The sequence below is a fragment of the Limnobacter sp. genome (assembly GCF_043511195.1).
In the GTDB taxonomy this organism is placed as follows: domain Bacteria; phylum Pseudomonadota; class Gammaproteobacteria; order Burkholderiales; family Burkholderiaceae_B; genus Limnobacter.
Genome location: NZ_CP121330.1, coordinates 110,805 through 136,970, shown reverse-complemented (window position 1 = coordinate 136,970; position 26,166 = coordinate 110,805). Strand labels below are relative to the sequence as shown.

The 26,166-nt window shown below is 53.9% G+C and carries 23 protein-coding genes and 1 riboswitch; of the genes, 9 read left to right on the top strand and 14 right to left on the bottom strand.

Annotated features, from left to right (window positions below; all coding sequences use genetic code 11):
• Window positions 1-3: 3 nt before the first annotated feature.
• From hemF to P0D43_RS00660, 3 genes are read right to left on the bottom strand one after another with little or no spacing between them, the layout of a single operon-like run.
• On the bottom strand, window positions 4-915 hold the full coding sequence (gene hemF / locus P0D43_RS00670) for an oxygen-dependent coproporphyrinogen oxidase (RefSeq protein ID WP_394672988.1): 912 nt from the start codon (window positions 913-915) through the stop codon (window positions 4-6).
• Between the two features lie 15 nt (window positions 916-930).
• Complete coding sequence (purD, locus tag P0D43_RS00665) at window positions 931-2,202, bottom strand: phosphoribosylamine--glycine ligase (protein WP_394672987.1); 1,272 nt, start codon at window positions 2,200-2,202, stop codon at window positions 931-933.
• Between the two features lie 21 nt (window positions 2,203-2,223).
• On the bottom strand, window positions 2,224-2,949 hold the full coding sequence (locus P0D43_RS00660; RefSeq protein WP_394672986.1) for a YebC/PmpR family DNA-binding transcriptional regulator: 726 nt from the start codon (window positions 2,947-2,949) through the stop codon (window positions 2,224-2,226).
• 141 nt (window positions 2,950-3,090) lie between these two features.
• Between P0D43_RS00660 and mscL the strand changes: the two genes are divergently transcribed.
• The 4 genes from mscL (at window position 3,091) to P0D43_RS00640 (ending at window position 9,086) form a co-directional block, all read left to right on the top strand.
• Window positions 3,091-3,531, top strand: a complete 441-nt coding sequence (mscL, locus tag P0D43_RS00655) for a large conductance mechanosensitive channel protein MscL (RefSeq protein WP_394672985.1) — start codon at window positions 3,091-3,093, stop codon at window positions 3,529-3,531.
• Window positions 3,532-3,661: 130 nt separating this feature from the next.
• A riboswitch (glycine riboswitch) is annotated at window positions 3,662-3,777 on the top strand.
• A gap of 53 nt (window positions 3,778-3,830) precedes the next feature.
• Window positions 3,831-5,120: a D-amino acid dehydrogenase gene (locus P0D43_RS00650; RefSeq protein ID WP_159568884.1), complete on the top strand. Its 1,290-nt coding sequence runs from the start codon at window positions 3,831-3,833 to the stop codon at window positions 5,118-5,120.
• Window positions 5,121-5,166: 46 nt separating this feature from the next.
• Window positions 5,167-6,984 (top strand): glutamine--tRNA ligase/YqeY domain fusion protein, encoded by a 1,818-nt coding sequence (locus P0D43_RS00645; protein WP_159568883.1) that lies wholly within the window; start codon window positions 5,167-5,169, stop codon window positions 6,982-6,984.
• 44 nt (window positions 6,985-7,028) lie between these two features.
• Complete coding sequence (locus P0D43_RS00640) at window positions 7,029-9,086, top strand: site-specific recombinase (RefSeq protein WP_394672984.1); 2,058 nt, start codon at window positions 7,029-7,031, stop codon at window positions 9,084-9,086.
• Here the strand turns inward: P0D43_RS00640 and P0D43_RS00635 are convergent.
• Entirely contained in the window at window positions 9,083-9,646 is a 564-nt protein-coding gene (locus P0D43_RS00635) for a cob(I)yrinic acid a,c-diamide adenosyltransferase (protein ID WP_341237652.1), read from the bottom strand. The genes P0D43_RS00640 and P0D43_RS00635 overlap by 4 nt on opposite strands.
• Window positions 9,647-9,914: 268 nt before the next feature.
• Between P0D43_RS00635 and thiC the strand changes: the two genes are divergently transcribed.
• A complete protein-coding gene (gene thiC / locus P0D43_RS00630; RefSeq protein WP_394672983.1) occupies window positions 9,915-11,831 on the top strand; it encodes a phosphomethylpyrimidine synthase ThiC in 1,917 nt (638 codons plus the stop codon).
• A 264-nt stretch (window positions 11,832-12,095) separates the two neighbouring features.
• Window positions 12,096-13,403: a hemolysin family protein gene (locus P0D43_RS00625; RefSeq protein ID WP_159568879.1), complete on the top strand. Its 1,308-nt coding sequence runs from the start codon at window positions 12,096-12,098 to the stop codon at window positions 13,401-13,403.
• 65 nt (window positions 13,404-13,468) lie between these two features.
• On the opposite strand, the gene P0D43_RS00620 is transcribed toward P0D43_RS00625, so the two are convergent.
• From P0D43_RS00620 to P0D43_RS00610, 3 genes are all read right to left on the bottom strand, one after another.
• The gene (locus P0D43_RS00620; RefSeq protein WP_394672982.1) at window positions 13,469-14,569 is read right to left on the bottom strand and encodes a CsgG/HfaB family protein; all 1,101 of its coding nucleotides are present in this window, start codon (window positions 14,567-14,569) and stop codon (window positions 13,469-13,471) included.
• A gap of 82 nt (window positions 14,570-14,651) precedes the next feature.
• Complete coding sequence (locus tag P0D43_RS00615) at window positions 14,652-14,972, bottom strand: hypothetical protein (RefSeq protein ID WP_159568877.1); 321 nt, start codon at window positions 14,970-14,972, stop codon at window positions 14,652-14,654.
• A gap of 95 nt (window positions 14,973-15,067) precedes the next feature.
• A complete protein-coding gene (locus tag P0D43_RS00610; RefSeq protein WP_341237648.1) occupies window positions 15,068-15,655 on the bottom strand; it encodes a hypothetical protein in 588 nt (195 codons plus the stop codon).
• Between the two features lie 210 nt (window positions 15,656-15,865).
• Here P0D43_RS00610 and nadA point away from each other — a divergent pair, with 210 nt between their 5' ends.
• Both nadA and nadC read left to right on the top strand, forming a co-directional pair.
• Window positions 15,866-17,017, top strand: a complete 1,152-nt coding sequence (gene nadA, locus P0D43_RS00605) for a quinolinate synthase NadA (protein WP_394672981.1) — start codon at window positions 15,866-15,868, stop codon at window positions 17,015-17,017.
• On the top strand, window positions 17,014-17,880 hold the full coding sequence (gene nadC / locus P0D43_RS00600; protein ID WP_159568875.1) for a carboxylating nicotinate-nucleotide diphosphorylase: 867 nt from the start codon (window positions 17,014-17,016) through the stop codon (window positions 17,878-17,880). The genes nadA and nadC overlap by 4 nt, the downstream gene beginning before the upstream one ends.
• Window positions 17,881-17,935: 55 nt before the next feature.
• Here the strand turns inward: nadC and nadB are convergent, their stop codons facing one another.
• The 5 genes from nadB to thiS form a co-directional block, all read right to left on the bottom strand.
• Window positions 17,936-19,537 carry an L-aspartate oxidase gene (gene nadB, locus P0D43_RS00595; protein WP_159568874.1) on the bottom strand — a complete coding sequence of 534 codons (1,602 nt, stop codon included), beginning with the start codon at window positions 19,535-19,537 and terminating at the stop codon, window positions 17,936-17,938.
• Window positions 19,538-19,642: 105 nt separating this feature from the next.
• Window positions 19,643-21,646: a putative bifunctional diguanylate cyclase/phosphodiesterase gene (locus P0D43_RS00590; RefSeq protein ID WP_394672980.1), complete on the bottom strand. Its 2,004-nt coding sequence runs from the start codon at window positions 21,644-21,646 to the stop codon at window positions 19,643-19,645.
• 87 nt (window positions 21,647-21,733) lie between these two features.
• Complete coding sequence (gene trmB, locus P0D43_RS00585) at window positions 21,734-22,438, bottom strand: tRNA (guanosine(46)-N7)-methyltransferase TrmB (RefSeq protein ID WP_394672979.1); 705 nt, start codon at window positions 22,436-22,438, stop codon at window positions 21,734-21,736.
• On the bottom strand, window positions 22,435-23,238 hold the full coding sequence (locus tag P0D43_RS00580) for a thiazole synthase (RefSeq protein WP_159568871.1): 804 nt from the start codon (window positions 23,236-23,238) through the stop codon (window positions 22,435-22,437). Before P0D43_RS00580 ends, trmB begins: the two co-directional genes overlap by 4 nt.
• 22 nt (window positions 23,239-23,260) lie before the next feature.
• Entirely contained in the window at window positions 23,261-23,461 is a 201-nt protein-coding gene (thiS, locus tag P0D43_RS00575; RefSeq protein ID WP_201301448.1) for a sulfur carrier protein ThiS, read from the bottom strand.
• A gap of 144 nt (window positions 23,462-23,605) precedes the next feature.
• On the opposite strand from thiS, the gene arsS reads away from it, so the two are divergent.
• Window positions 23,606-24,562, top strand: coding sequence for an arsenosugar biosynthesis radical SAM (seleno)protein ArsS (gene arsS / locus P0D43_RS00570; RefSeq protein ID WP_159568869.1), 957 nt, complete (start codon window positions 23,606-23,608; stop codon window positions 24,560-24,562).
• On the opposite strand, the gene P0D43_RS00565 is transcribed toward arsS, so the two are convergent.
• Complete coding sequence (locus P0D43_RS00565; RefSeq protein ID WP_394672978.1) at window positions 24,526-25,893, bottom strand: hypothetical protein; 1,368 nt, start codon at window positions 25,891-25,893, stop codon at window positions 24,526-24,528. The genes arsS and P0D43_RS00565 overlap by 37 nt on opposite strands.
• Window positions 25,894-25,914: 21 nt before the next feature.
• Window positions 25,915-26,079 carry a rubredoxin gene (locus tag P0D43_RS00560; RefSeq protein ID WP_008249735.1) on the bottom strand — a complete coding sequence of 55 codons (165 nt, stop codon included), beginning with the start codon at window positions 26,077-26,079 and terminating at the stop codon, window positions 25,915-25,917.
• Window positions 26,080-26,166 lie beyond the last annotated feature (87 nt).

Here is a 26,166-nt window from a genome sequence, read left to right as displayed (position 1 = left end):
GGATCAGGCAACCAACCAGTCTTTGTCCACCAAAAAATCGGTGTACAGCCTTGCTTCAGCACTACCCGCTTCGGGTTGCCAGTCGTAGCGCCATTTCACTTGTGGGGGCATGCTCATCAAAATGGATTCAGTGCGCCCGCCGCTTTGCAGGCCAAACAGTGTGCCCCGGTCGAATACCAAATTGAATTCCACATAGCGACCACGGCGATAGGCCTGAAAGTCGCGTTCACGTTCGCCGTAGGCCATGTTCATGCGACGCTCTACAATGGGCAAGTAGCCTTTCAGGAAGGCATCGCCTACGCTGCGGGTCATCGTGAAACTTTGTTCGAACCCCAGCTCGGAAAAGTCATCGAAAAACACGCCACCCACGCCGCGCGGTTCTTTGCGGTGTTTCAGGTAAAAATATTCGTCGCACCATTTCTTGAATTTGGCGTGGTAATGCGCACCGAACGGATCGAGCGCATTTTTACAACTTTGGTGAAAGTGCTTTGCGTCTTCCTCGAAGCCGTAATAGGGGGTCAAATCCATGCCGCCACCGAACCACCACACCGATTCACCTTCCACTGTGGTGGCTGCAAACAGGCGTACATTCATGTGCACGGTGGGTACATATGGGTTGCGGGGGTGAAATACCAGGGAAACGCCCATGGCTTCAAAGCTGGCGCCCGCCAGGCCTTGGCGGCTGGCTGTGGCCGAGCCGGGCAATTTGTCGCCCATCACGTGGCTGAAGTTAACGCCACCACGTTCAAGCAAACTGCCTTCTTCCAGTACACGGCTGCAACCGCCACCACCCTCGGCACGTTCCCAGGAGTCGTTCAAAAACGGCTTGCTTTCAAACTGACCAATGCCTTCAACAATGCTGGCTTGAAGCCCTTGAAGGTATTGTTTCACCTGATTCAGCTCAGCTGGTGTCATGGTTGTGAGTCCTGATTACTTGCGATTGATTGCCCGGTAGCCGATGTCGCTACGGAACTGCATGCCGTCGAAACTGATGGTGTCGACCAGTTCATAGGCTTTGGCCTGGGCTTGGCGCACGGTGTCGCCCAATGCGGTTGCGCACAACACGCGACCACCGGAGGTAACCGCTTTCCCGTTTTGCTCAACGGTGCCCGCATGGAATACAACGGCCTCGTCGCTGGCTTCGGCACGCAAGGTGATTTCATCGCCTGCGCGCGGGGTTTGTGGGTAGTTGTGGGCGGCAATCACCACGCCCAGCGCGGTGCGGCGGTCCCATTCGGCTTCCACTTGGTCGAGCGTGCCATCAATGGCATGGTCGAGCAAATTCACGAAGTCGCTTTTCAAGCGCATCATGATGGGTTGGGTTTCGGGGTCGCCCATGCGGCAGTTGAATTCCAGCACTTTGATGTCGTTTTTGTCGTCGATCATCAGGCCGGCGTACAAAAAGCCGGTGTACACCAGGCCGTCTTTTTTCATGCCGGCAATGGTGGGGTAAATGACTTCGCGCATGACGCGGGCGTGCATGGTGGGCGTAACCACCGGTGCTGGGCTGTAAGCACCCATACCGCCCGTGTTGGGGCCCAGGTCGCCATCGAGCAGGCGTTTGTGGTCTTGGCTGCTGGCCATGGCCAAGGCGTTCACTCCGTCGACCATCACGATGAAGCTGGCTTCTTCACCTTCAAGAAACTCCTCAACCACCACGCGTGAACCGGCACTGCCCATGCTGTTGCCCAGCAACATGTCGTCAATGGCCTGGTGGGCTTCTTCCAGGCTCATGGCGACAACAACGCCTTTGCCCGCAGCCAAACCATCGGCTTTGATCACAATGGGTGCCCCCTTGGCGTTCACGTAGTCGTGGGCCTTGGCCGCCTCGGTGAATGTTTCGTATTCTGCGGTGGGAATTTTGTGCCGCTTCATGAAGGCCTTGGCGTAGTCCTTCGAGCTTTCCAGTTGAGCGGCCAATTTGGCTGGGCCAAAAATACGCAAACCACGTTGGCGGAACAAATCGACCACACCCGCGGCCAAGGGGGCTTCCGGGCCCACCACGGTCAGGTGTACCTGTTCTTTGGTCGCGAAGTCGGCCAGTTCGGCCAGGTCGCTGATGGCCACATTTTCCATTTTGGCTTCAAGGGCAGTGCCACCATTGCCGGGAGCAACAAATACTTTCGTTACGCCGGGAGTTTGGCAAATGCGCCACGCCATGGCGTGTTCGCGGCCACCTGATCCAATCACCAAAATTTTCATGTGTGTAGTGCTCCGTACTTTTTATTCGTTGATGATCACGTTGGTGTAAACCTGCTGCACGTCGTCCAGGTCTTCCAGCATGTCAATAATCTTCTGCATGCGAATTGCATCGTCGCCTTCCAGCTCGGTTTCGCTGGCTGGCTTCATGGTCAGTTCCGCGTTTTCGAACTTCATGTCGGCGGCTTCAAATGCAGTTTTCAGGGTGTGAAACTCGGGCACGGGGCAGGTCACTTCGATTACACCGTCCTCTGATGTCACCACGTCGTCAGCACCGTTTTCAAGAGCAACTTCCATAATCGCGTCTTCGCTGTGGCCTGGCGCGAAAATGAATTGCCCACAGTGCTTGAACATAAACGACACCGAGCCGTCGGTGCCCAAATTGCCGCCGTGCTTGGTCAGCGCATGGCGAACTTCGGCCACGGTGCGTACTTTGTTGTCGGTCATGCAGTCAATAATTACGGCTGCGCCACCCACACCATAACCTTCGTAGCGAATTTCCTCGTAATTTACGCCCTCGGCTTCACCAGTGGCTTTTGCAATCGCCCGTTGCACGTTGTCCTTGGGCATGTTGGCGTCAGCCGCTTTTTCCATGGCCAGGCGCAAACGCGGGTTCGTGGCCACATCGCCGCCGCCCACTCGGGCTGCCACGCTGACTTCACGAATGATTTTGGTCCACACCTTGCCGCGCTTTTCATCTTGGCGGTTTTTGCGGTGCTGAATGTTGGCCCATTTACTGTGTCCTGCCATGGCTCACTTTCTGTTGTTGAATCAAAGAGGTGCGATTTTATCACCACCGTGCACCTGCCGTATTGCCCTGAAAGGAATCCACGGCGATAATCTGCGCGGGTATTGGACTTTTACATTTGTATACACTCAACAGGAGGCAACGTGAGTTTGCTCAAAGACTTCAAGGCGTTTGCAGTAAAAGGCAATGTGGTTGATTTGGCCGTGGCGGTGATTATTGGTGGGGCGTTCAGCGGCATTGTTAAAAGCCTGGTCGACGACGTAATCATGCCGATCGTGGGGCGTATTTTTGGCAAGCTTGATTTCTCAAACTTGTACCTTCCCTTGACAGAACTGCCCGCGGGAGTAGAGCCTACACTGGCTGCGGTAAAAGCTGCTGGTATTCCTGTGTTGGCGTATGGCAACTTTGTGTCTGTATTGATCAACTTCATCATTTTGGCTTTCATTATTTTCATGATGGTACGTCAGGTGGCCAAGCTCACTGCTTCCTTGGCCAAAGAAGAGCCTGCAGCGCCTGCTGCACCGCCCCCCACGCCCGAGGACGTTCTGTTGTTGCGTGAAATTCGTGACTCATTGAAGAAGTAATTTAGACTGGCTTCTCCAGATTCACAGGAGTACAATCGAAGGTTGAATCTGGAGAGTAACTGGCATGTATGTTTGCCGGTTCGCCGAAGGCGCAATCCCCATGAACGCTCAGGCTTCAGTACAGGTTCAGAAATTCAAATCTGGAGAGCGCTGTGCGCGGCCAATCGCCGCGTAAGTACAGCCGCCGAAGAGGCAAGCAACGCAACCCGTTGTGAATCTTTCAGGCAAACGGACAGAGAGGGGCTACAAGGCAAATGGTTTGCCGAAAGCCCTTTTTACTGTTCGTGGAGCCTATTCTCATGAAAGCTATTGTTCTTGGTGCTGGTGTTACCGGCATTACTTCCGCCTGGTTTTTGAAAAAAGAAGGTTTTGACGTCACCGTGGTGGATCGTCAGCCTGCAGCCGGCATGGAAACTTCCTTTGCCAATGGCGGCCAAATTTCAGTTTCTCATGCCGAGCCCTGGGCCAACCCCGGTGCGCCGAAAAAAGTGCTGAAGTGGCTAATGCGCGAAGATGCGCCGCTGCTGTTCCGTTTGCGCGCAGATGCGCGCCAATGGCGCTGGGGCATGCAGTTTCTGCGCGAATGTACCCCTGAAAAAACTCGTCACAACATCATTCAAATGGTGAATTTGGGCACTTTCAGCCGCGACACCCTGCAAGAATTGCGTACCGAGACTGGTATTGAATACAACTGCCTGACCAAGGGCATTCTGCACTTTTACACCAACCAGCAAGAATTTGATGATGCCCTGGAACCTGCTGAAATCATGCGTGAATTCGGCTGTGATCGCAAAGTGATCAGCGCTGAAGAAGCTGTCCGCCTTGAGCCCGCCTTGGCCACTGTGAAAGACAAAATTGCCGGTGCAACATTCACCGATGCAGATGAAAGCGGCGATGCACACGTGTTTACGCAAAACCTGTCCAAGCTGTGTGCAGCCAAAGGCGTTGAGTTCAAGTACGACACAGCCATTCTGGGCCTGGACACTGAAGGTGGCCAAATCAGCGGTGTGCGTGTACGCGGCGCTGATGGTCAGGTTCAAGTACTGAAAGCCGACAAGTACTTGCTGTGCATGGGCAGTTACAGCCCAATGCTGGTAAAAGACTTGGGCGTGGATTTGTTGATTTACCCTGCCAAGGGATATTCAGCCACTTTGCAGATCGACGATGCGAGCAAGGCGCCCCAGGTTAGCCTGACCGACGACGAGTACAAGCTGGTGTTCAGCCGTTTGGGCGACAAGTTGCGCATTGCCGGCACCGCCGAATTGAATGGCTACAGCACGGAATTGAACGATGTGCGTTGCAAGGCCATTACCCGCCGCGTCATGGAACTGTTCCCCGGCATGGCCGACCCCGAGAAGGCCGTGTACTGGACCGGTTTGCGCCCTGCTACGCCATCCAACGTGCCCTACATTGGCGTGTCCAAAATTTCAAACCTGTACCTCAATACTGGCCATGGCACGCTCGGCTGGACTCACTCTTGTGGCTCAGGTCGTTCAATTGCTTCAATCATGAACGGCAAACAGCCTGAGCTGGATTTCGCATTTACTGGAATTTCTTCCAAGAAGGGCGAGGCCTTGGCCGTTGCCTAAGGCTTGTTTTTGCTAACATCAGCGCATTCGCCAACAGGATGTGCTGATGTCTGATTCTGCAAACAAAACCACCAATGCCGGGGCTGACAACGCCCCAGCTTCCAATTTCCTTCGCAACATCATTGATGCGGACTTGAAAAAGCCCGAGTATCAGTCGCGCCCATGGGCTGGTAAGCCAGGTGGTGCAGACGTACATGAGGGCGCACCTGCCGACCCTGCAGCAATACGCTTGCGTTTTCCGCCCGAGCCCAATGGCTACTTGCATGTGGGCCATGCCAAAGCCATTTGCGTGAACTTTGGCTTGGCCAAAGAATACGGCGGCGCCTGCCATATGCGGTTTGACGACACCAACCCCGAGAAGGAAAGCGAAGAATTCGCCGATTCCATACTGGATGCCGTGTATTGGCTTGGCTTCAGGTGGGAAGACTTCGGCGACGACAATCTGTATTACGCCAGCGATTACTTCGATTTCATGTACCAGGCTGCTGAATTTCTGATTCAGGCTGGCTTGGCTTATGTGGACGAACAAAATGCCGATGACATGCGCGCCAATCGTGGCACGTTAACGCAAGCTGGTGTGGATTCTCCGTTCCGCAATCGCCCTGTGGCTGAAAGCCTGACCCGCTTTCGTGCCATGCGTGCAGGCGAGTTGCCCGATGGCGCCGCCGTGCTGCGTGCAAAAATTGACATGGCCAGCCCGAACATGAACATGCGCGACCCGGCCATTTACCGCATTCGCCGTGCTTTTCACCACCGCACGGCCGATGAATGGTGCATTTACCCCATGTACACCTTCGCGCACCCCATTGAAGACGCGCTTGAGCGCATTACCCACTCGTTTTGTACGCTTGAGTTTGAAGATCAGCGGCCGTTCTACGACTGGCTTCTCCGCAATCTTGCGGCAGAGCACACGGCAGCGGATGGCAGCCTGATCAAACCCATATTGAGCCACCCGCTACCCAAGCAAGTGGAGTTTGCCCGCTTGAACTTGAGTTATGTGGTGACCAGCAAGCGCAAATTGCAGCAATTGGTAACTGAAAACAAACTCAGTGGCTGGGACGACCCCCGTATGCCCACCATCGTGGGTTTGCGCCGCCGTGGCTATACGCCTGAGGCCATTCAGCTGTTTTGCGCCCGCATTGGTGTGTCCAAGTCCGACTCCTGGATTGACTACTCAGTGCTGGAAGGCGCTTTGCGCGACACGCTCGACCCCGTGGCTCACCGTGCGGTGGCGGTACTTGACCCCATCCCGTTGATTCTGGACAACGTCGACGATGACTGGGCTGATTTATGCACCGCACCTGTTCACCCGCACCAACCGCATTGGGGCACACGCCAGTTCACGATTGGCAAGCGCTTGTGGATTGAGGCGGAAGATTTTCAGGAGAATCCCGAGAAGAAGTTTTTCCGTTTGTTCCCCGGCAACAAGGTGCGCCTGCGTTATGGCTATGTGATCGAGTGCACAGGCTGCGACAAAGATGAAAACGGTAAGGTGATTGCCGTGCACGCCCAGGTGTTTCTGGACAGCAAATCGGGTACCCCCGGCGCCGACACTTACAAGGTAAAGGGCAATATTCACTGGGTCGATTCAGAGGATTGCCTGCCAGCAACCGTGCGCCTTTACGATCGTTTGTTTACCGAAGAGCATCCTGATTCTGGCGGCAAGAACTTCATGGACAGCCTGAACCCCAATTCATTGACCGAAGTGAAAGCCTATCTGGAAGCGGGCTTGAAAGATGCGTGGTCAGGCACGGTGTATCAATTCGAGCGCCATGGCTACTTTGTGCCCGATTTGAAAGACCATACTCTGGAAAACCCGGTGTTTAACCGGGCCACCACCCTGAAGGACAGTTGGAGTAAATAGCCAATTCATCGGGTACACTAGCCCTCGGACTAGGTATTCAGAATATGGCAACGAACCCAAATTACAACATTCGAGGTGCGCTGCTGACCATCCTGAACGGGATGAGCCCAGACACCGAGCACGAGGCGGACATTGCCCACCTGTGCCACCTTATGGAATGGTTTAGAGAAGGGGCTCCCGGCTCCGACTTCGAAATTGAGCGGCGATTTTCCATGCTGGTGGAAGCGCTTGAGCAGTCCAATGACCTGCGTGTGCAGGTCAAGGGCTACGTTGAGCAGTTCCTGAAGGAATCCCGTTACCGTTATACCTTTGCGGAGCTGGGTATCCTCGGAAGCGAGACGTTTGGCAAGGCGATGAAAAGCAGGATTTTTCAGCGCCTTTTGCCTGCCACTGTGGACGACAAGACCGTTCGAGAGTCGCTCAACTTAATGTTCCCGAAAGCCGATGACCACGAATGGCTTGAGTCCATAAGCACCGAGAGCTGGACGCGACTCTTCTTTCTGCTTGAATGGCTTGATCCAAAGTTGCCCATCTGGCTGCGAATTCAACATGAAATGCTCGAGGCTCTGGAAATGCTCGCAGTCCGGATTGCGGCTTTGGGCATTGAGGCCGAGGTGGTCCGCTGCCTTGGCATGTCCGATCGCCATACATCTCCATTCGTCGAGCAGCACCTGGAACTCCGCGCCATGATAGCGCAGGCTCACGAACGCTTGAACCAGCACGAGTCATTGGCGGATTTAGGTGATCATCTGGATGTGTTGCTGGATCAATGCACGGACCAAATCAAGCGGGCTTACGCACAAGCCAAGGTATTGGGTATTTCGGTCACATTAAGTATGCATTTGATTCGACTGGAGCAGTCAATCGCACGTATGCGTAAATTACTTCAGCTGACTGGAGCCTTGCCCACCGAGAACCGGGTGCAAAGTTGTGTGGGCTTTTTTTGTACTCTGACCCGGGAAGAAAATAGAAAGCATTCGATTGCTGACTTGTGGGAGGGTTTAACTGACAAGCTGGCTTTGCGAATAACAGAACATGCCAGCAAAGCGGGAGAACACTACACAGCAGAATCCCCGGCCGAATACTGGCAGATGGGAAAAGCAGCCGTGATCGGTGGCTTTGTTATCGCAATATTTGCATTTATCAAAGTGTGGATGGTTGCCCTTAAGTTGCCCCCGTTTTGGGAAGCCATGATCTTCAGTTTGAACTATGGTGCCTGTTTCGTCGTGATTCATTTGCTGCATGGTACCGTGGCTACCAAACAGCCCGCTATGACAGCGGCTCGAATAGCCTCCGCAATTGATTCACGCAATGGGCGCTTGAGGTCCATGGATAGCGTGGTGGATCTGATTGCTCAAGTGGCAAGAACTCAGTTTATTGCGATTGCCGGAAATATGTTGCTGGCATTTTCAACAGCGCTCTTGATTGGATATGCGTGGACTATGTTGTTCGGCTCTCCACCGATTGATGAAGAAAAGCGCGAGCTCTTTCTGCATCAGGTTAACCCGATCATGTCTATGGCCATTCCTCATGCCGCCATGGCTGGTATTGCCTTGTTTTTAACCGGTGTGGTCTCTGGTTATTATGACAACCTGTGTATTTACGAAAGGGTTCCCCTGCGCATTCGAAAAGTAATCTGGTTACGAAAACTATTGGGTGTACAAAAACTTGCGAGGCTCGCTGACTACGCGGAGCATAACCTTGGAGCCATCATGGGAAGCCTCTTTTTAGGGCTCATGTTGGGCTCTCTCGGTTTTATCGGCTTTTTGTTGGGTTTGCCGATTGATACCACTCACTTTGCGTTTTCTTCAGCCCAGGTGGGATATTCCATGCAGGCGGGTGGATTTGAGTATGGGGTGTATGGCTTGTTATTTGCGTTGGGCGGCGTGGCCTTGATCGGTGCGGGTAATCTATCCGTCAGTTTTGCGCTTGCTTTATACACTGCGGTGAAGGCGCGCGGCGTTCACCACCTTGGGGTCTTTCTGCTGACGCGCAAGGTTGCTGGTTATTTTTTGAAAAATCCTGGCGCATTTTTCTTCCCGCCAAAACCAAAGAAAGTAGGCCCAGTGGACGATCAGCAGTCTACGGACGCGGGCAACTAAACTGATTCAGGCCGGTTAAACCCTTTTTTCCATTGCACATCCCGCACGCCTTTTTTGTGGTGAATCCAGCGTGAGGCCACAAACAGGAAATCGGACAAGCGGTTCATGTAGAGCAGCAGGTCTTCAGGCTGTTTTTGTTGCTGGTTCAAATCCACCAGCACCCGCTCTGCCCTGCGGCACACCGTGCGGGCAATGTGGGCGTAAGCAGAGGCTTTGCTGCCGCCAGGCAGAATAAATTCTTCAAGGCGGGGCAGGGGTTCATTGAATTCCTTGATCAGGTCTTCAAGCCTACTCACGGCTTGCTGCGGAAATACATCAAAGCCGGGCATGCACAGGGCTGCACCCAAATCGAACAAATCATGCTGAATGCGGGTCAGTTCTGTGGCCAGGCGTTCAGGTAGCGCCTCGGTCAAGATCAAGCCAATGTGACTGTTCAGTTCATCGACATCGCCCATGGCATGAACGCGAAGATCGTTTTTGGCCAAACGGCTGCCATCGGCCAAGCCAGTGGTGCCATCGTCGCCGGTGCGGGTGGTGATTGAACTGAGTCTGTTGCCCATAAAATTGCGTGATCCGAGAAAGTTGAACAAAAAGAGCGTCTTGTGCAAACCGCGTATTGAGGTGTTGCTGGCGCGGGCCTATACTTTGAGCTTGTTTGAGTTTAACGCAGGGGTCCTGGCAAATTGTTGCCGGGTGAGAAAAACCCTCACACCTGTGCAGATAATGCTGTTTGCAGGAAGCGTTTCACTGGCCTTTCTCCTTGTGGGTGGTCGGGTGGAATGATCATGCACCCGGCACGAACACGATACACGCCCAACAGGAGTATTCATGAGCGCCAATCCAGATTTTCTAGCCGCAACCGCCAAGGTTGACCAAGCTGCGGTCAAGCCACTTCCCAATTCCCGCAAGGTCTATGTGCAGGGTTCTCGACCCGACATTCAGGTGCCGATGCGTGAGATTTCGCAAGACGACACCTCTACCTCATTCGGTGGCGAGAAGAACCCGCCAATTTATGTGTACGACTGCTCGGGCATTTACACCGACCCCGATGCAAAAATCGATATTCGTTCAGGTCTTCCGGCCATTCGCAACGCCTGGATTGACGAGCGCGGTGACACCGAGATGCTGGACGGTCCAAGTTCCGAATACGGCATTGAGCGCTTGAACGACCCCAAGCTGACCGAGTTGCGTTTTAACTTGCAGCGCAAACCCCGCAAAGCCATGGCTGGCAAGAACGTGACGCAAATGCATTACGCACGCCAAGGCATTATTACGCCTGAAATGGAATACGTGGCCATTCGCGAAAACATGCGCCGCCAGGAATACATTGAAAGCCTGAAACACGCTGGCGGTAAAATTGGCGCCAAAATGGTTGACCTGCTGACCCGTCAACACCCAGGCGAATCGTTTGGTGCCTCGATTCCTGAGCAAATCACGCCTGAATTTGTGCGCGATGAAATTGCCCGTGGCCGCGCCATTATCCCCTTGAACATCAATCACCCTGAAGTTGAGCCCATGATCATTGGCCGAAATTTCCTGGTGAAAATCAACGCCAACATTGGCAATTCGGCTGTTTCTTCCTCGATCGGCGAGGAAGTGGAAAAAATGACCTGGTCAATTCGCTGGGGCGGTGACACGGTCATGGACTTGTCCACGGGCAAGCACATTCATGAAACCCGCGAATGGATTTTGCGTAACAGCCCCGTGCCCATTGGTACCGTGCCCATTTACCAGGCCTTGGAAAAGGTCAATGGCAAGGCTGAAGACCTGACCTGGGAAATTTTCCGCGACACCTTGATCGAACAGGCGGAGCAGGGCGTGGACTACTTCACCATTCACGCGGGTGTGCGCCTGGCCTATGTGCCCATGACAGCCAGCCGCATGACCGGCATCGTGTCGCGCGGTGGTTCAATCATGGCGAAGTGGTGCCTGGCTCACCACAAAGAAAGCTTCTTGTACGAGCACTTCGAAGACATTTGCGAAATCATGAAGGCCTACGACGTCAGCTTCTCGCTGGGCGATGGTCTGCGCCCCGGTTCCGTGTGGGACGCCAACGATGAGGCCCAATTGAGCGAGCTTCGTACTCTGGGCGAGTTGACCCAGGTGGCCTGGAAGCACGATGTGCAGGTGATGATTGAAGGCCCGGGCCACGTGCCCATGCAGCTGATCAAAGAAAACATGGATATTCAGTTGAAAGAATGCCACGAGGCGCCTTTCTACACGCTGGGCCCATTGACCACTGACATTGCACCCGGTTACGACCACATCACCAGTGGCATTGGCGCGGCACAAATTGGTTGGTATGGCTGTGCCATGCTGTGCTATGTCACGCCCAAAGAACACTTGGGCTTGCCAAACAAGAAGGATGTGAAAGACGGCATCATCACTTACAAAATTGCTGCACATGCCGCCGATTTGGCCAAGGGGCACCCTGGTGCTCAAATTCGGGACAATGCCTTATCGAAAGCACGTTTCGAATTCCGCTGGGACGATCAGTTCAATTTGGGTCTGGACCCAGACACGGCTCGTGAGTATCACGATGAAACTTTGCCCAAACAGAGCATGAAGGTGGCGCACTTCTGCTCCATGTGTGGTCCGCACTTCTGCTCCATGAAAATTACCCAGGACGTACGCGAATACGCCGAAAAGCTGGGTGTTTCTGAAAAAGACGCCCTGAGCAAGGGGATGGAAGAGAAATCCATCGAGTTCATCAAGAAAGGGTCTGAGATTTACCACAAGACCTGATTTTTAAAAGATAAATTGACACCGCCCCGTCGTCTTTGTACGATTAGGCGGTGTTTTTTTATTACAGGAGTGCTCGGGCCTTTCCCGACCGTCTATGGATAGTTCCAGTTGTCGAAGTTGTTCAAACTTCAACTCGCCGTCAGTGGCAAACCTTTTCAAAGCGCATGTAGCGCACCAGTTCTCCAAGTCCTTCCAGCCTAAAAATGCTCGATCAAGCCTTGCGTTTGCCGCCCTTGCTTCGCCTATGGGTCAAGGAGATTCCTCATGGAAGTGCTGATTCTGCTGGGTTTGATCGTGACCAATGGTTTGTTTGCCATGTCCGAGATCGCACTGGTGACAGCCAGAAAGGCGCGTTTGGTGAAATTGGCAGCAGAAGGCGACAAATCTGCTGCAGTTGCGCTCAAGTTGTCTGAAGATCCCACAAAATTTTTGTCCACCGTTCAAATTGGCATTACATCGATCGGCGTGTTGAGCGGTATTGTGGGCGAGGCCGTATTGGCCAAGCCACTCGCCCTTTGGCTGCAAACTTTCGGACTGGAAGTGGCGCTGACCGATGTTGTTTCCACAGCCATTGTGGTGGTGGGCGTGACATATGTGTCCATTGTAGTCGGCGAACTGGTGCCCAAGCGTTTGGGGCAGATCAGCCCCGAGGTGATTGCCCGCCTGGTTGCAAGACCCATGCAAATTCTGGCGATTGCCACACGCCCCTTCGTGATGTTTTTGTCTTTTTCTACCCGTGGTTTGCTGCGCATTATGGGTGTCAAGGAAAACACAGACAACGGCGTCACCGAGGAAGAAATTCATGCCATGCTCGATGAGGGCTCTGTTTCTGGCGTGATTGAAAGCAGCGAACACACCATGCTGCGCAACGTATTCCGTCTGGATGACCGGCAGCTGGGTTCACTCATGATTCCCCGTTCCGATGTGCTGTACCTCGACATTCGCCTGCCTCAGGAAGAGAACCTGAAGCGAGTTATTGAGTCGGAGTACTCGCGCTTCCCCGTGGTGGATGGCAGCCTGGACAACCTGATTGGTGTCATTCATGCCAAGCAGGCGCTGGCTTATGCTGCACAGGGCAAAATGCCTGACTTCTCCACCAACTTGCAGCAATGTGTGTTTGTTCCTGAAACCTTGACGGGTATGGAGCTGTTGACCCAGTTCCGCAGCAACAACATGGACATTGCCTTTGTGATTGACGAGTACGGTGAACTTGAAGGCATTGTGACCTTGCACGATTTGATGGAAGCCCTGACTGGTGAATTTACCCCGCACAACAAGGAAGACTCGTGGGCGGTGTTGCGAGACGATGGCTCGTGGCTGCTGGACGGCGCAATTGCCATTTTGGAATTGAAAGACACCTTGAATATCAAGAGCGTTCCGGAAGAAGAGAAGGGGCGCTACCACACCTTGAGTGGCATGGTGATGCTGTTGACTGGGCGTTTGCCTGCCACCGGCGACACTGTTGATTGGGACGGTTGGCGTTTTGAAGTGGTGGACATGGACCAAAAGCGAATCGACAAGATTTTGGCCTCACCGATTCGCGAAGAAGAACAAACCGACGAATCGGCCTGATCGCCAAGCCGACAGCAAAAAAGCCTCAGCACATGCTGAGGCTTTTTTGTTGGGTGTGTGTTTTTCTATCGAATTTGTGGGCGATTGCCCCACAGTAGTTTTTCCTGCATTTCGCGGGTGGTGTTGCTTGTTGATTCTTGTGGCGCGGTTGCAGCGTTGTTGCCATTGCCAAACAAGCCTTTCAATTCAGTCACTTCACTTTGCGATGAGCCCGCGGTGTTGCGATTGCTCGCTTCGCGAATGATTTCCCCGGTGTATGGGTCGATCACAATGTTGGGGTCTTGTTTTGATGATGTTTCTGCCGGTGGCGGGGTAAGTACGATTGGGTTGTTCGCACGTGATTGAGTGGGTGATTTAGTGGGTGATTTGGCAGTTGATTCAGCGGTACTTAGCCGCGCACAACTTTGCGCCGACAAATTATTCATCTCGGTCAGCATATTGAATACCGCGTGTTCAATCACCATGCGAACGCCTTTTTGAATGGGTTCTTGGGTGCGCTCGGCTGAATTGATATCGACCAAACCATCACTGAATAGTCGGAAATAGCCGCCATTTAATTCTGTGCCGATAATTTGTTTCTGAAGACTTTGTATGTTCACAACTTCAAGCGTTTTTGTATTCACGACGCGCAGGTCGACCGCCACGTTCATGACAAAGTAGCGGGCTGCGGCACCAATGAAGCGAATGGACGATTCAACGCTTCCGCTGCGAATGTTGTAGTTCACTTCTGTGATGCCTCCCACAATGTGATAATCCGAACCCGGCAGGGTGCCTGAAAAAATTTGCCGGTGTGCTTTGCTGTCGGGGTTGTCTGTAATCAACTTGTTGTCGGCGTACTTCAGTTCCATGTCGGCGATGGTGGTGTCGAATCGTTCAACGATTGGGACCCCGGTTTTTGCCAAAGCGGAAATGACCATCAAGGCAGCGCCCTGTGTGATGCGCCTGCCGTTGACCAAATCTTCCTTGCCCGTGAAGTCGCTGACCCGGCCAACCGCGAATCGTTTTGAATTGGGGCCGCGCCCGCCCACCATGGGCTTGAGGCATTCAAGCGCGGGACTGTAGCGGGTTGTGTTTTCCACCACGCTTGCGCCGTCGAAGGGGCTGACATACTCCGCTTCACTGAAGGAGGGTAGTGTTGTGCATGCACTGGCCGATGCAGCAAGCACCGAAATAAATGCAAATTTTGGAAGCGGGTAGCAGAACATAGTGGGCCTTTGTTTATTCAGTATCAGTGCGTGACGTGGGTTCTCAGAAACCGCCGTCAATCGTGGCGTTTTGAGAGCCATTGTTGATTTGGGTCGCATTAATGACAACGGTGTTGTTGTTGCCTTCGGTTTGCACATTGATCAGGTTGCCAATGGCGGTGGATGCGAATCCCCAGCCTGGAGAGTCAACTTGGGTGCGGTTGAAATTGGCGTCGCGGCGGGTGCCTGCGGGGGAGTCAATGTCGGTTACGCTGCGCATGCCATAGGGTGTTTCGAATGAGCTGACGTTGCCTTCAAAGGTTTGGGCGAATGCGCCGCCAAAGCTGAAGGCCAGTGTGGCAATACAGATTTTGAGTAATTTCATTCGAGTGGTTCCTTGGTTTCTTGAGGGGGCTTTGGGTAGGAATTCACCCCAAGCGACCTTTGGCTGTAGGTTGTCGCTTGGGGGAAAAAGTTCAATTAAGGACGTGCGCTGCCAATTGAAATGTTGTTGCCTACTGCTGTAGCAGAAGCGGTCAGGCGGGTGGGGTCCCAACGGTATTCGGCCACAGCCACGTTGTCGCTCACGTTGCACTGGGCCACTGACAATTCAGCCAGGCTGGCATTGTCCAGGTTCAGGCTGAAGTTGTTGCCAATTGAAACGGCTTCGATCAGTACTTCGCCAGTTTTGGAGGTGCTGCGCTGGGACACATTGACGGAGGCCAGTTGATCGCCGTAATTGCTCTGTGAGACGTGACGAACAGGCACGGTCGAGGAGGCGCTGAGTGAAATGGCAATGTTGTTGCCCACTGCTTGCGCGGAGCCTGTGATATTGCCGTTGTCGCGCATGACCACGTTTTGCAGGTCAACGATTGCAGCATTGGTGCCGGTGTTGCTTTGAATGAAAATGCCGTTGTGGTTTTCGCTCAAATAATAGCTGCTGTCAAAGTCAATGTTGGCGTCGATTTCAACTTGACAGTCGTTGCCTTGACAGGTGGCAGATGCAACGGAGTGCATGGACAGCAAGGCAGCCAGAATGGATAACGATTTTAGGGATTGCTTCAACATGAAGAGTGCTCCAGGAATATTGATGAGGGCTAGAAAAGACAACGGGGATCGGGCAGTTGGGCGACGAGCGTTGTCGCATTAATCAAAATGCTCCCTTTGAGTGACGGGGGTTACCTAAAAGTTCAGATCGCCCTTCGTTCTGGGTTCACAGGATTTTCGAGGGCCAAGGGAGTAAAATATGGACTTTCCTTGTCACCAACCGAGCGTTCCGTGAATCAAGTAGACATCAAGCCTGTTGAGTTCGATTTGCCATCACAGGCCAGCCCTGCCACAAGTTGTAAACCATCCCAAGCGTGGGCCCGCGTGCCCCAGCAGCCCGGGCCTGAAGAAAGGGCTGCACTGAAAGCGGAAATCAAGGCTTTGCTCAAAGCGCGCGATGCCGTGCTGGTTGCGCATTATTATGTGGACGCTGAACTGCAGGATTTGGCCGAAGAAACCGGCGGTTGTGTGTCCGATTCGCTGGAAATGGCGCGTTTTGGACGCGAGAGCAAGCAGCAGAACCTGGTGGTGGCTGGTGTGCGTTTTATGGGTGAAACCAGCAAAATTTTGAATCCCGAGAAGCGGGTATTCATGCCTGATCTGGATGCGACATGCTCACTCGACCTGGGGTGTCCCTCGGATGAGTTCAATGCTTTTTGCGACCAGCACCCCGATCGCACGGTGGTGGTGTACGCCAACACCAGTGCAGCCGTGAAAGCGCGCGCAGACTGGATGGTCACCTCAAGTATTGCTTTGGACATTGTTGGGCACTTGCATGCGCAGGGTCAAAAGCTGATTTGGGCACCCGATCGGCATTTGGGCCATTACATTCAAAAACAGACCGGGGCAGACATGTTGCTGTGGCAGGGCTCGTGCCTTGTACACGACGAATTCAAGGCGGAGGAACTGAAACTGTTGAAGGCCCAGCACCCCGAAGCCATGGTGTTGGTGCACCCAGAGTCACCAGCCGACGTGGTTGCGCTGGCCGATGTGGTGGGTTCCACCACGCAACTGATCAAGGCCACTCAAACCCCGGGTGTGAACACTTACATTGTGGCCACTGACAACGGCATTCTTCATAAAATGCGACAGTTTGCGCCAGGTAAACATTTGATCGAAGCGCCCACTGCCGGCAACTCAGCCACCTGTAAAAGTTGCGCCCACTGCCCGTGGATGGCCATGAATGGTTTGCAGAATCTGCGCGATGTGTTGAAAACCGGGTTTGATAGTGGTGTGGGCGAGGTGCAGGTGGACCTGGCACTGGGCAAGCAAGCTTACCGTTGCATTGACCGAATGCTGGATTTTGCCAAAACACATGGTATTTCAGGGCCACGTGGCCAAGGCCGCCTTGAGCAGGCGCACAAGGGAGTGGGGCCAGCATGAGTCGTTCGGAATTGTTTCAATCTTTTGGACCCGCGCTTGAACTGGCGTTGCTGAAAAATGTACACGATGCCATTGCCGAGGACATGGGCAACACCGATTGGACTGGTTTGCTGGTACCCGAAGGAAAGCGTTGCAAAGCGCAACTGCTGTGCCGCGACAAGGCTGTGGTGTGTGGCCAAGACTGGTTCAATGGCGTGTTCAATGCGCTGTGCCCGGATTCTTTGGTGCGCTGGCAGGTTCCAGAGGGGCACGAGGTGCAAGCTGGCACGGTGGTGTGTGAAATTGATGCGCATGCCCGCCCTTTGTTGACGGCCGAGCGTTCTGCGATGAATTATTTGCAGCTGCTTTCTGCCGTGGCCACCCGCACCCGCCATTTTGTACATTTGATTGAGGGCACCAACGCGTCCATTCTGGACACCCGTAAAACCCTGCCAGGCATGCGCTTGGCGCAGAAGTATGCAGTGCGTGTGGGTGGCGGTTTGAATCAGCGCCTGGCTTTGTACGATGGCATTTTGATCAAGGAAAACCACATTGCAGCAGCGGGTGGTATTTCACAGGTGTTGGCGAGTGCCGACGCGCTGGGTGCGCCGCATGTAAGTGTGCAAATTGAAGTGGAAAGTTTGGTGCAGCTTGAGGAGGCGTTGCAGGCCGGTGCCAAGTCGGTGCTGCTGGACAACTTTGGCCTTGAAGCCATGCGCGTGGCGGTTGAATTGAACAAGGGCAGGGCTGTTCTGGAAGCCTCGGGCGGAGTGAATGAGCACACGGTGCGCGCGATTGCAGAAACAGGCGTTGATCGCATTTCGATTGGATCGCTGACGAAAGACGTGACGGCGGTGGATTACTCGTTGCGGGTTCTGGATTAAGAGCCGGTTGATCCAAACCGGCAGCCCGGCAAGCGACAAGCAGTCGCTGCCGCACTCACTTTTTCTTGGGTCGCTGCAACACCGTGGGGAATGCTTTTGGCAATGTGCCTGGATAATCGGCACTGAAGTGCAAACCACGGCTTTCCTTTCGGCTTAGTGCGCTGGTCACAATCAGGTCGGCCACGTCCACCAGGTTGCGCAGTTCCAGCAAATCCCGGCTGACCCGGAAATTGCTGTAAAACTCGAGAATTTCCTCGCGAAGCAATTGAATGCGGTGCTGCGCGCGCTCCAGGCGTTTGTCGGTTCTCACAATACCCACGTAGTTCCACATGGTTTGGCGCAGTTCTGCCCAATTGTGGGAAATCACCACCTCTTCGTCGGGGTCGGTCACCCGGCTTTCGTCCCAGTCGGGCAAGCCCATGGTTTCGCGGTGGGGTTTGGTCAAAATGTGGTTGGCGGCGGCTTGCCCCAACACCACACATTCCAGCAAGCTATTGCTGGCCAGGCGGTTGGCGCCGTGCAGGCCGGTGTAGGCGGTTTCGCCCACGGCGTACAGGCCGGGAATGTCGGTGCGGGCGTTGTGGTCGGTGACCACGCCACCGCAGGTGTAATGCGCGGCGGGCACCACAGGAATGCCTTGCTTGGTGATGTCGATGCCCAGTTCAAGGCAGCGCTTGTAAATGGTCGGGAAGTGCTTTTTCAGCTTATCGGCTGGTTCGTGGCTGATGTCCAGGTACACGCAATCCAGACCGCGTTTCTTCATTTCAAAGTCGATGGCGCGGGCCACTACGTCACGCGGTGCCAGTTCAGCACGTTCATCGTGTTCAGGCATGAAACGGGTGCCGTCGGGCAGTTTCAACAGGCCGCCCTCACCACGGACTGCTTCGGTGATCAAAAAGCTTTTGGCGTAAGGGTGGTACAGGCAGGTGGGGTGAAACTGAATGAATTCCATGTTGGAAATTCTGCAGCCAGCACGCCAGGCCATGGCAATGCCGTCGCCGGTTGCCGTGTCGGGGTTGGTGGTGTAGTTGTACACCTTGCCCGCGCCACCGCAGGCCAACACAATGTAGGGGCAGGTCAGGGTGAGCACGCGCTGTGATTGCTCATCCAGTATGTACGCACCCAAAATGCCGGCTTTTTTCTCGCTCAACCTGTCTCCGGTGATCAGGTCGATCACCATGTGGTGTTCAAACAATTGAATGTTCGGGTGGTTGCGTGCCTTGGCTTCCAGCGTGGTTTGTACGGCATCGCCTGTGGCATCGGCCACATGCAGAATTCGCCGGCGGCTGTGGCCACCTTCGCGTGTCAGGTGAAAGCCGTTGGGTTCGGTGTTACTCGGGCCTTCTTCATCTTCACGAGAAAAAGGCACGCCCTGTTCCACCAGCCAGTCGATGGATTTCGATGCATTTTCAAGAATGAATTGCACCGCATCACGTTCACACAGGCCGCCACCTGCCACCAGCGTGTCTTGCACGTGCTCGGCAACGCTGTCTGCGGGGTCGCGTACAGCGGCAATGCCACCCTGTGCCCAGCGGCTGGCAGAGTCAGACACCGAGCGTTTGCAGATAATGGCCACTTTGAGTTTGTCAGCCAATTGCAGGGCTGTGGTGAGTCCTGCTAAACCACTGCCGATGATGGCGACGTCGAACTGTTTCATTTTCACGGTGATGCTTTGGGTGTGTGAATTGTCATGTCAACATCATATCGAAGCAGAGCGCGCTCGGGTCAAATACAGCCAGATTTGAGGTGCTATTTGAAGCGTTTAGAGTTGATGAACCATCTGATCGTGATTGCCAATCAGGTGTTTCAATTTGAATTCGTCAAATGACATGGGTTTGGACAACCAGAAGCCTTGAACATAGTCGGCCCCCAGTTTTTTGACCAGTTCGTATTCGGCTTGTGTCTCTACGCCTTCGGTCGTCACCAGCAGACCCATGATGTGTCCCATTTCAATGGTTGATTCAAGAATGATTTGTCCATCGGTATCAATGTCTGCGCCCTGTACCAGGGAGCGATCAATTTTAAGTTCAGTCACCGGAAAGCGTTTCAAATAAGCCAGGGAGGAGTAGCCCGTGCCAAAGTCGTCTACCGCAATCTGAAAATGCATGGCGGCCAGTTGATTCAGTATGTCCAGCGCTTGCTCGGGGTCTCGCATCGCAGCGCTTTCGGTGATTTCCAGCACAATATGGCGTGAGGCGTCGGGTTGCTTGCTGTGCATGTGTTGCATGAAATCAATCAGGCTGAAGTCTTCCAGATCCATGGCGGACAGGTTCACCGACAGCCTGATGTTTTGATTCGCGCACAGATTGATGATGGCGTAGGTTTGTTTGAGGACCAGGCGGGTAATGTCGCGAATCATGCCTGTTTGCTCTGCAAGTTCGATAAACGCGCCTGGCGCAATCAAACCGTGGGTAGGGTGATTCCAGCGCAACAACACCTCCGCCTGATTGATGCTGTTGGTTCGAAGGTTTAGCTTGGGCTGAAAGTACAGACAAAACTCGTCGTCGGTGATGGCCCTGCGCAGTTGGGCAATCAGCTCAAGGCGGTTGGCTGAGCGTTGTTCAAGCCGGGCCTCGAACACAATGCTGGTTTGGCGTGTTTTCTTGGCCAGTTGGCGGGCGATTTCTGCCCTGCGCATCAGTGTCTCGGGGCATTGGCCGTGCTCGGGGTAATGCGCAAGGCCAGCGTGGCTTTGAATATCCAGCTGGTAGTCTTGCACCCGCAGTGAACCGTGAAGCATGCGTTTCAGGGTGTGCTTTTTCAACATGTTTTCAAGCAGCTCTCGCGGCAACAACATGCAGAAAATATTGCCTTCAAGCCGTGCAATCACCAGGTTTTCCTGACAAATGCGACTGGCCTTGCGCGCCACTTTGATTAACACTTTGTCGGCAACATCATGTCCCAGCACTTCATTGATATTGTCCAGGTTGTCGATGCCCCAAATCACAATACTCAATGGCTCGCGGGCGCTTTGTGTTCGTTCCCTTAATGCGAGCGTCAAATACGCGCGGTTGTCCAGTCCGGTCAGCTGGTCTTTGTACGCGGTTCGCCGAATGACTTTGTCGCGTTCTTGCAGGCTTTTGGCCATGTGGTTGAATGTGAACGCCAGTTGGTTGATTTCGCCAATTGAGCTCTCGGAAAGCCGCCAATCGTAGTTACCGTCGGCCATCAGTTGCGCACTGGCGGTAATTTCGCCCAAAGGTTGGGTTATGGATTGACTGATCCAGCGACTGCACAAAGTGCTGATGACCAGCATCAGGGCGGCGAGACCAAGGAGATCCTCCAGCTGCATGTTCAACAATGAGGCATTGGGAATGTGTGTTGCCCACAAGGTGATGACCTGGCCTGCCGCGTGTTCAGGCGGAAGCATGGCCTGAAGGGCATGCAGACGGATGCCATTTCCGCATTGAAAACGACGAATTTCAGACCCGGGTAATGTGGGCACCAATTCGCAGCCTTTGGGCCAATGCGACGTACCCTGTGCACCTTCAAGATTGCCGGAGTGGTAATAGACCGGTGTCATGGCCAGGGCGTGGTCGTGCCCTGTGTGGTCGCTGTGGTCGATGGCTTGCGCTTTGGCCGTGAGTAATTGGTCGATGTGTTCAGCATGCTGTGCGCTGAACTGATTGTTCAAAATGGCGTAAATGCAGAGCGACAGGGCCAACAAGGCGGTGACGCAAACCAATAGCGTGCGTGAATTGAGCGATATGACGGCGCTGTTGGAGATGAATGCACGCACCAGTCCGTTTTTTTGCGATGAAAGCATGCCGTATAGAATTTGCGAGGTTGAGCCTGATTAAAGCAAATTCAGGCTCGGCAAGGCATACCGCAAGAGGGGAGGTCTGTTTGTGCTTCAGCGTACCCGGTACAGGAGGTCCCAAACGCCATGGCCCAATTTCAGACCTCGGTTTTCGAACTTGGTCAGTGGCCTGTCGTCGGGGCGTGGTGCAAAAGGCGTTGAAGCTATATTTTGCCAGTCGGGCGCCACACTGAGTACATCGTGCATGTGGTGGGCGTAGTTTTCCCAGTCGGTGGCGCAGTGCAAAACACCACCTGGTTTCATTTTCTTTGCAAGCTTGGCGACAAACTCAGGTTGAATCAGGCGCCGTTTGTGGTGGCGGGCTTTGCGCCAAGGGTCGGGGAAGTACAGCAGAACTTTGTCCAGGCTGGCGTCGGGAATCATGTCACGCAACACATCGACCACATCGTGTGAAATGATGCGAATGTTTTCAATGCCGTCTTCTTCGATTTTCTTGATCAGCGAACCTACGCCAGCGGTATAAATTTCTACGCCCAGGTAGTTCACATGGGGATGTGCCTTGGCTATTTTGGCGGTGGTTTCGCCCATGCCAAAACCAATTTCCAGCCAATTGGGCTGGCCGGTGGTGCCCCATTGTTTGCTGAAATCAATTTGAGCCTGTGCGCTGTAGGCGATGCCCCATTTGGGCATGCCGTCTTCTACAGCACGTTCTTGGGCGCGTGAAATATGCCCCCGACGTTTCACAAAACTTTTAATGTGCTGGTCGCGAAACGGAATGTCGGGGGTTTGGTCTGTCATTTTGAGCTGGATGAAATAACGCCTTCCACTGGGGAAGAAGGGCTGGCTGTGTAAAACTTTTTCGGCATTCTACCTGCAAGAAAGGCCTCGCGACCGGCCTGTGTGGCCAAACGCATGGCGCGCGCCATTTGTACCGGGTTTTGGGCCTTGGCAATCGCGGTGTTCATGAGTACACCGGCGCAACCCAGTTCCATGGCAATGGCTGCATCGGAAGCGGTGCCCACGCCAGCGTCCACGATCACCGGCACTTGCGCTTTTTCCAGAATCAGGTTGATGTTCCACGGGTTCAAAATGCCCATGCCTGAGCCGATCAGGGAAGCCAGCGGCATAATGGCCAAACAGCCCACATCTTCTAGCTTGCGGGCGTAAATGGGGTCGTCGGAGCAATACACCATCACGTCGAAACCATCGGCCACCAGTTCTTTGGCGGCCACCAATGTTTCTTCCATGTCGGGGTACAGGTTGGTGGGGTCGCCCAGCACTTCGAGCTTGCACAGGTTGTGGCCGTCGAGCAATTCGCGGCCAAGTCGCAGGGTACGCACTGCGTCTTTGGCCGTGTAGCAACCCGCGGAGTTGGGCAGGTAGGTGAATTGGCTGGGTGAAATGTAGTCGAGCAGGCTGGCTTCGCCGGCGTTTTGGCCAATGTTGGTACGGCGTATGGCCACAGTTACAATTTCGGAGCCACTTTCAGTGATGGCCTCGCGGGTTTCTTCCATGCTGGCGTATTTGCCAGTGCCCACCAGCAAACGGCTGGTGAACTCACGGTGACCTACTTTCCATGTGTCCTTGGTGTTTTGCATGTTGGGTACTGCTCCTGATGGTTTAGCCGCCGCCCACTGCGACCACAATTTCCAGACTGGCCCCTTGGCTGAGGGTTGTGGTGGCGTGCTGGCTTTTGGGCACAATTTCGCCGTTGAGTTCTACAGCAATGCGTTTACCGGTTAACTGGAGGCTTTCCACCAAGTGGGCAACCGTGCTGTTGCTCGGTAATTCACGATTTTCACCGTTGACTGTAACTTGAATCATGGCTTGAGCGAATGAGCTTATGTAAGTTTGTTACTATCGATTAACGCGATAAATAAACTGCATCAATCTTGCTTCCGAGCATTGATTCTCTCATTATCTGAAAACGAAATAACCGCGCGGCGCACAGAAACCGGAGCCTACATGCACTCAGTAGTTCATTTGTTGAAAAGTACCACCTTCCCTAGCGTAAAGCGCTTGAACCTGGAAACCATTCAGGTCAATTTGGGTTACCTGTGCAATCAAAGTTGTACCCACTGCCATGTGAATGCAGGCCCCAATCGCACCGAGTTGATGCAGGACGAGCAAATTGATCAGCTGATTACCCTGATGAATCAGGGTTGGGTGAAAAAGCTTGATTTAACCGGTGGCGCACCCGAAATGAACCCGCGCTTCAAGCGCCTGGTGGTGGCGGCCCGCAAGGCGGGTGTGCATGTGATTGATCGCTGCAACCTGACCATTTTGAGCGAACCGGGTTATGAAGACCTTGCCCAGTTTTTGGCCGACAACGAAGTTGAAATCTTCGCTTCATTGCCATGTTACCTCGAGGACAACGTAGACAAGCAGCGCGGCAAGGGCGTATTTGATGCCAGTATTGCGGGCTTGCAAAAGCTGAACGCCTTGGGCTATGGCGACAGGCTGCGCTTGACACTGGTGTTCAACCCGCAAGGCCCTGCCTTGCCACCCCCGCAAGAGGCGCTGGAAGCTGATTACAAGGCAGTTTTGTTTGAGAAGTTTGGTATTCGCTTCACCGGTTTGGTGACCATTACCAACATGCCGATTGCCCGTTTTGGCAGCACCTTGATCAGCAAGGGTACGTTTGAAACGTACATGAATACGCTGAAAGGCGCGTACCGGGAAAGCAATCTGGACGCGGTCATGTGCCGCAGTTTGGTGTCGATCGACTACGAGGGCACGCTGTACGATTGCGACTTCAATCAACAGTTGGGTTGGCCTGTGCGTGATTCGCAAGGCCGGGCGCTGACTTTGGCTGATTTAACTCAAACTGCACTGGATTCCATCGAAGTGGTGGTGGGCGACCATTGCTACGGTTGCACGGCGGGTCAGGGCAGCAGTTGCGGTGGCGCTTTGGCAGCTTGACTGCCCGGTGAAGCCAGCGCGGTCTGTTGGCTTTTCTCCATCAGCCGTTTGGCCAGCCGCAAGGCACTTTCAGATTCTTGCGACGCAGATTCAGCAACCTGTTCAACCTGGCTGAGCAAGTTGGACCAAGCGGTTTGATTCACGGCCATGTACTCGGCCAACTTGTTCGATTCATGTTGGCCCATATTGATTTTCTGGCTGGCCAGCACCAAACCTTCAATGGATTCTTTCAGGGCCTGCTGGCTTTGCTCCACCAATTGCTGCAATTGCCGGCTGTTTTCCGGTTCTGTCAGGGTCAATTCCATTTGCGATGCGTCAAGCCGGCCTAAAAGTTGTCGGCTTACCTCGCCCGCCTTGCGCAAACCCTGTGCCGCACTTCGAATGTCGGAGCGCAGACCTTCGAGCTGAGTTTGCATGATTTCCATGTGGTTTTCGGCCTTGGCGTTGCGTTGCTCGCTGTTCAACGTTGATTTCACCACCTGGGTGCCTTGGGTGGACAGCTGGTGAAATGATTTCGCAAACTGCAATACCGCCCTTCCGCTTTGGTTCAGTTCTTCCAGCTGTTGGCCAATTTGCATCAGCGTGCCACGGTGCTCCAGCTGTTGGTTGCTGTTCAGGGCTTTCAGCACTCCCTCAAGCGCAGCGTGAGCGCCTTCCCGTTTCTGGTCATTTTCCTGTTGGCTGTGCAGCGCGCGGCTTAGCATTTGCACGCGGCGACCCAAGGCAAGTGTTTTCCGGTGGGTGTTCCATTGAACGCCCAGGGCAAGGCCGATCGCGGCCAGCAAGGTGGCCAGGCCAAACAGCAACACCAGATAACCATTGGTGGCTTGGGCAATGTGCGCCTTCAGTTGGGCAAGTTTGGGCAGTGTATCGAGCCGAAGCTGTGTTTCGAGTTGGCGCTGGGTTTCCAGGCTGGAATTGACACCAGCCACGGGGCGCGAGAGTGCTTCAATGGTTTGGGTCAACAGCACCTGAAGGGTTTGGCTGTGCAGCGCACCGAACCACTGTGCCCCTTTGTTTTGCTGGCTGACCTGTTGGCCAATTCCCAGCAGGGCTTTTAAACCCTGAGGTTGCACGGTTTCACTGCCCGGGCCATTGAGCGCCAGCAATTCTTGTTGAACGCGGCCTTCCACCAGGTTGATTTGGGTCAGTTGGGTATTGCGAATGTTGTCCGATTGGCTTTTGGCAAACAAACCGGCCACCAATAAGACCAAAGCTGCGACCAGCAAGCCCGCAGAAAACTGACCCAGTTGCCGAACAAACTTGGGCCTGACCGGCGTTGGGGCGTGGTCTTCAAACGCTTTGGCAGGGTCGGCTGGTTGTTCGGTCATTGATCCATGGTTTTTTGGTTTTTAGATTTGAGTCATCTCGAAATCTTCTTTGCGGGCACCGCATTCCGGGCAAACCCAGTTTGGTGGAACATCTTCCCATTTGGTGCCAGGAGCAATGCCTTCATCGGGCACGCCAGCGGCTTCATCGTATACCCAACCGCAAATCAAACAAATCCAAGTATTCATTCTGAGCTACTTCCAGAAAAAAAATTGCAACGGGTGGATAATACTGAGTTTGGCAGCCGACTACAAAGGTTGTCGGTTTTTTTTGGG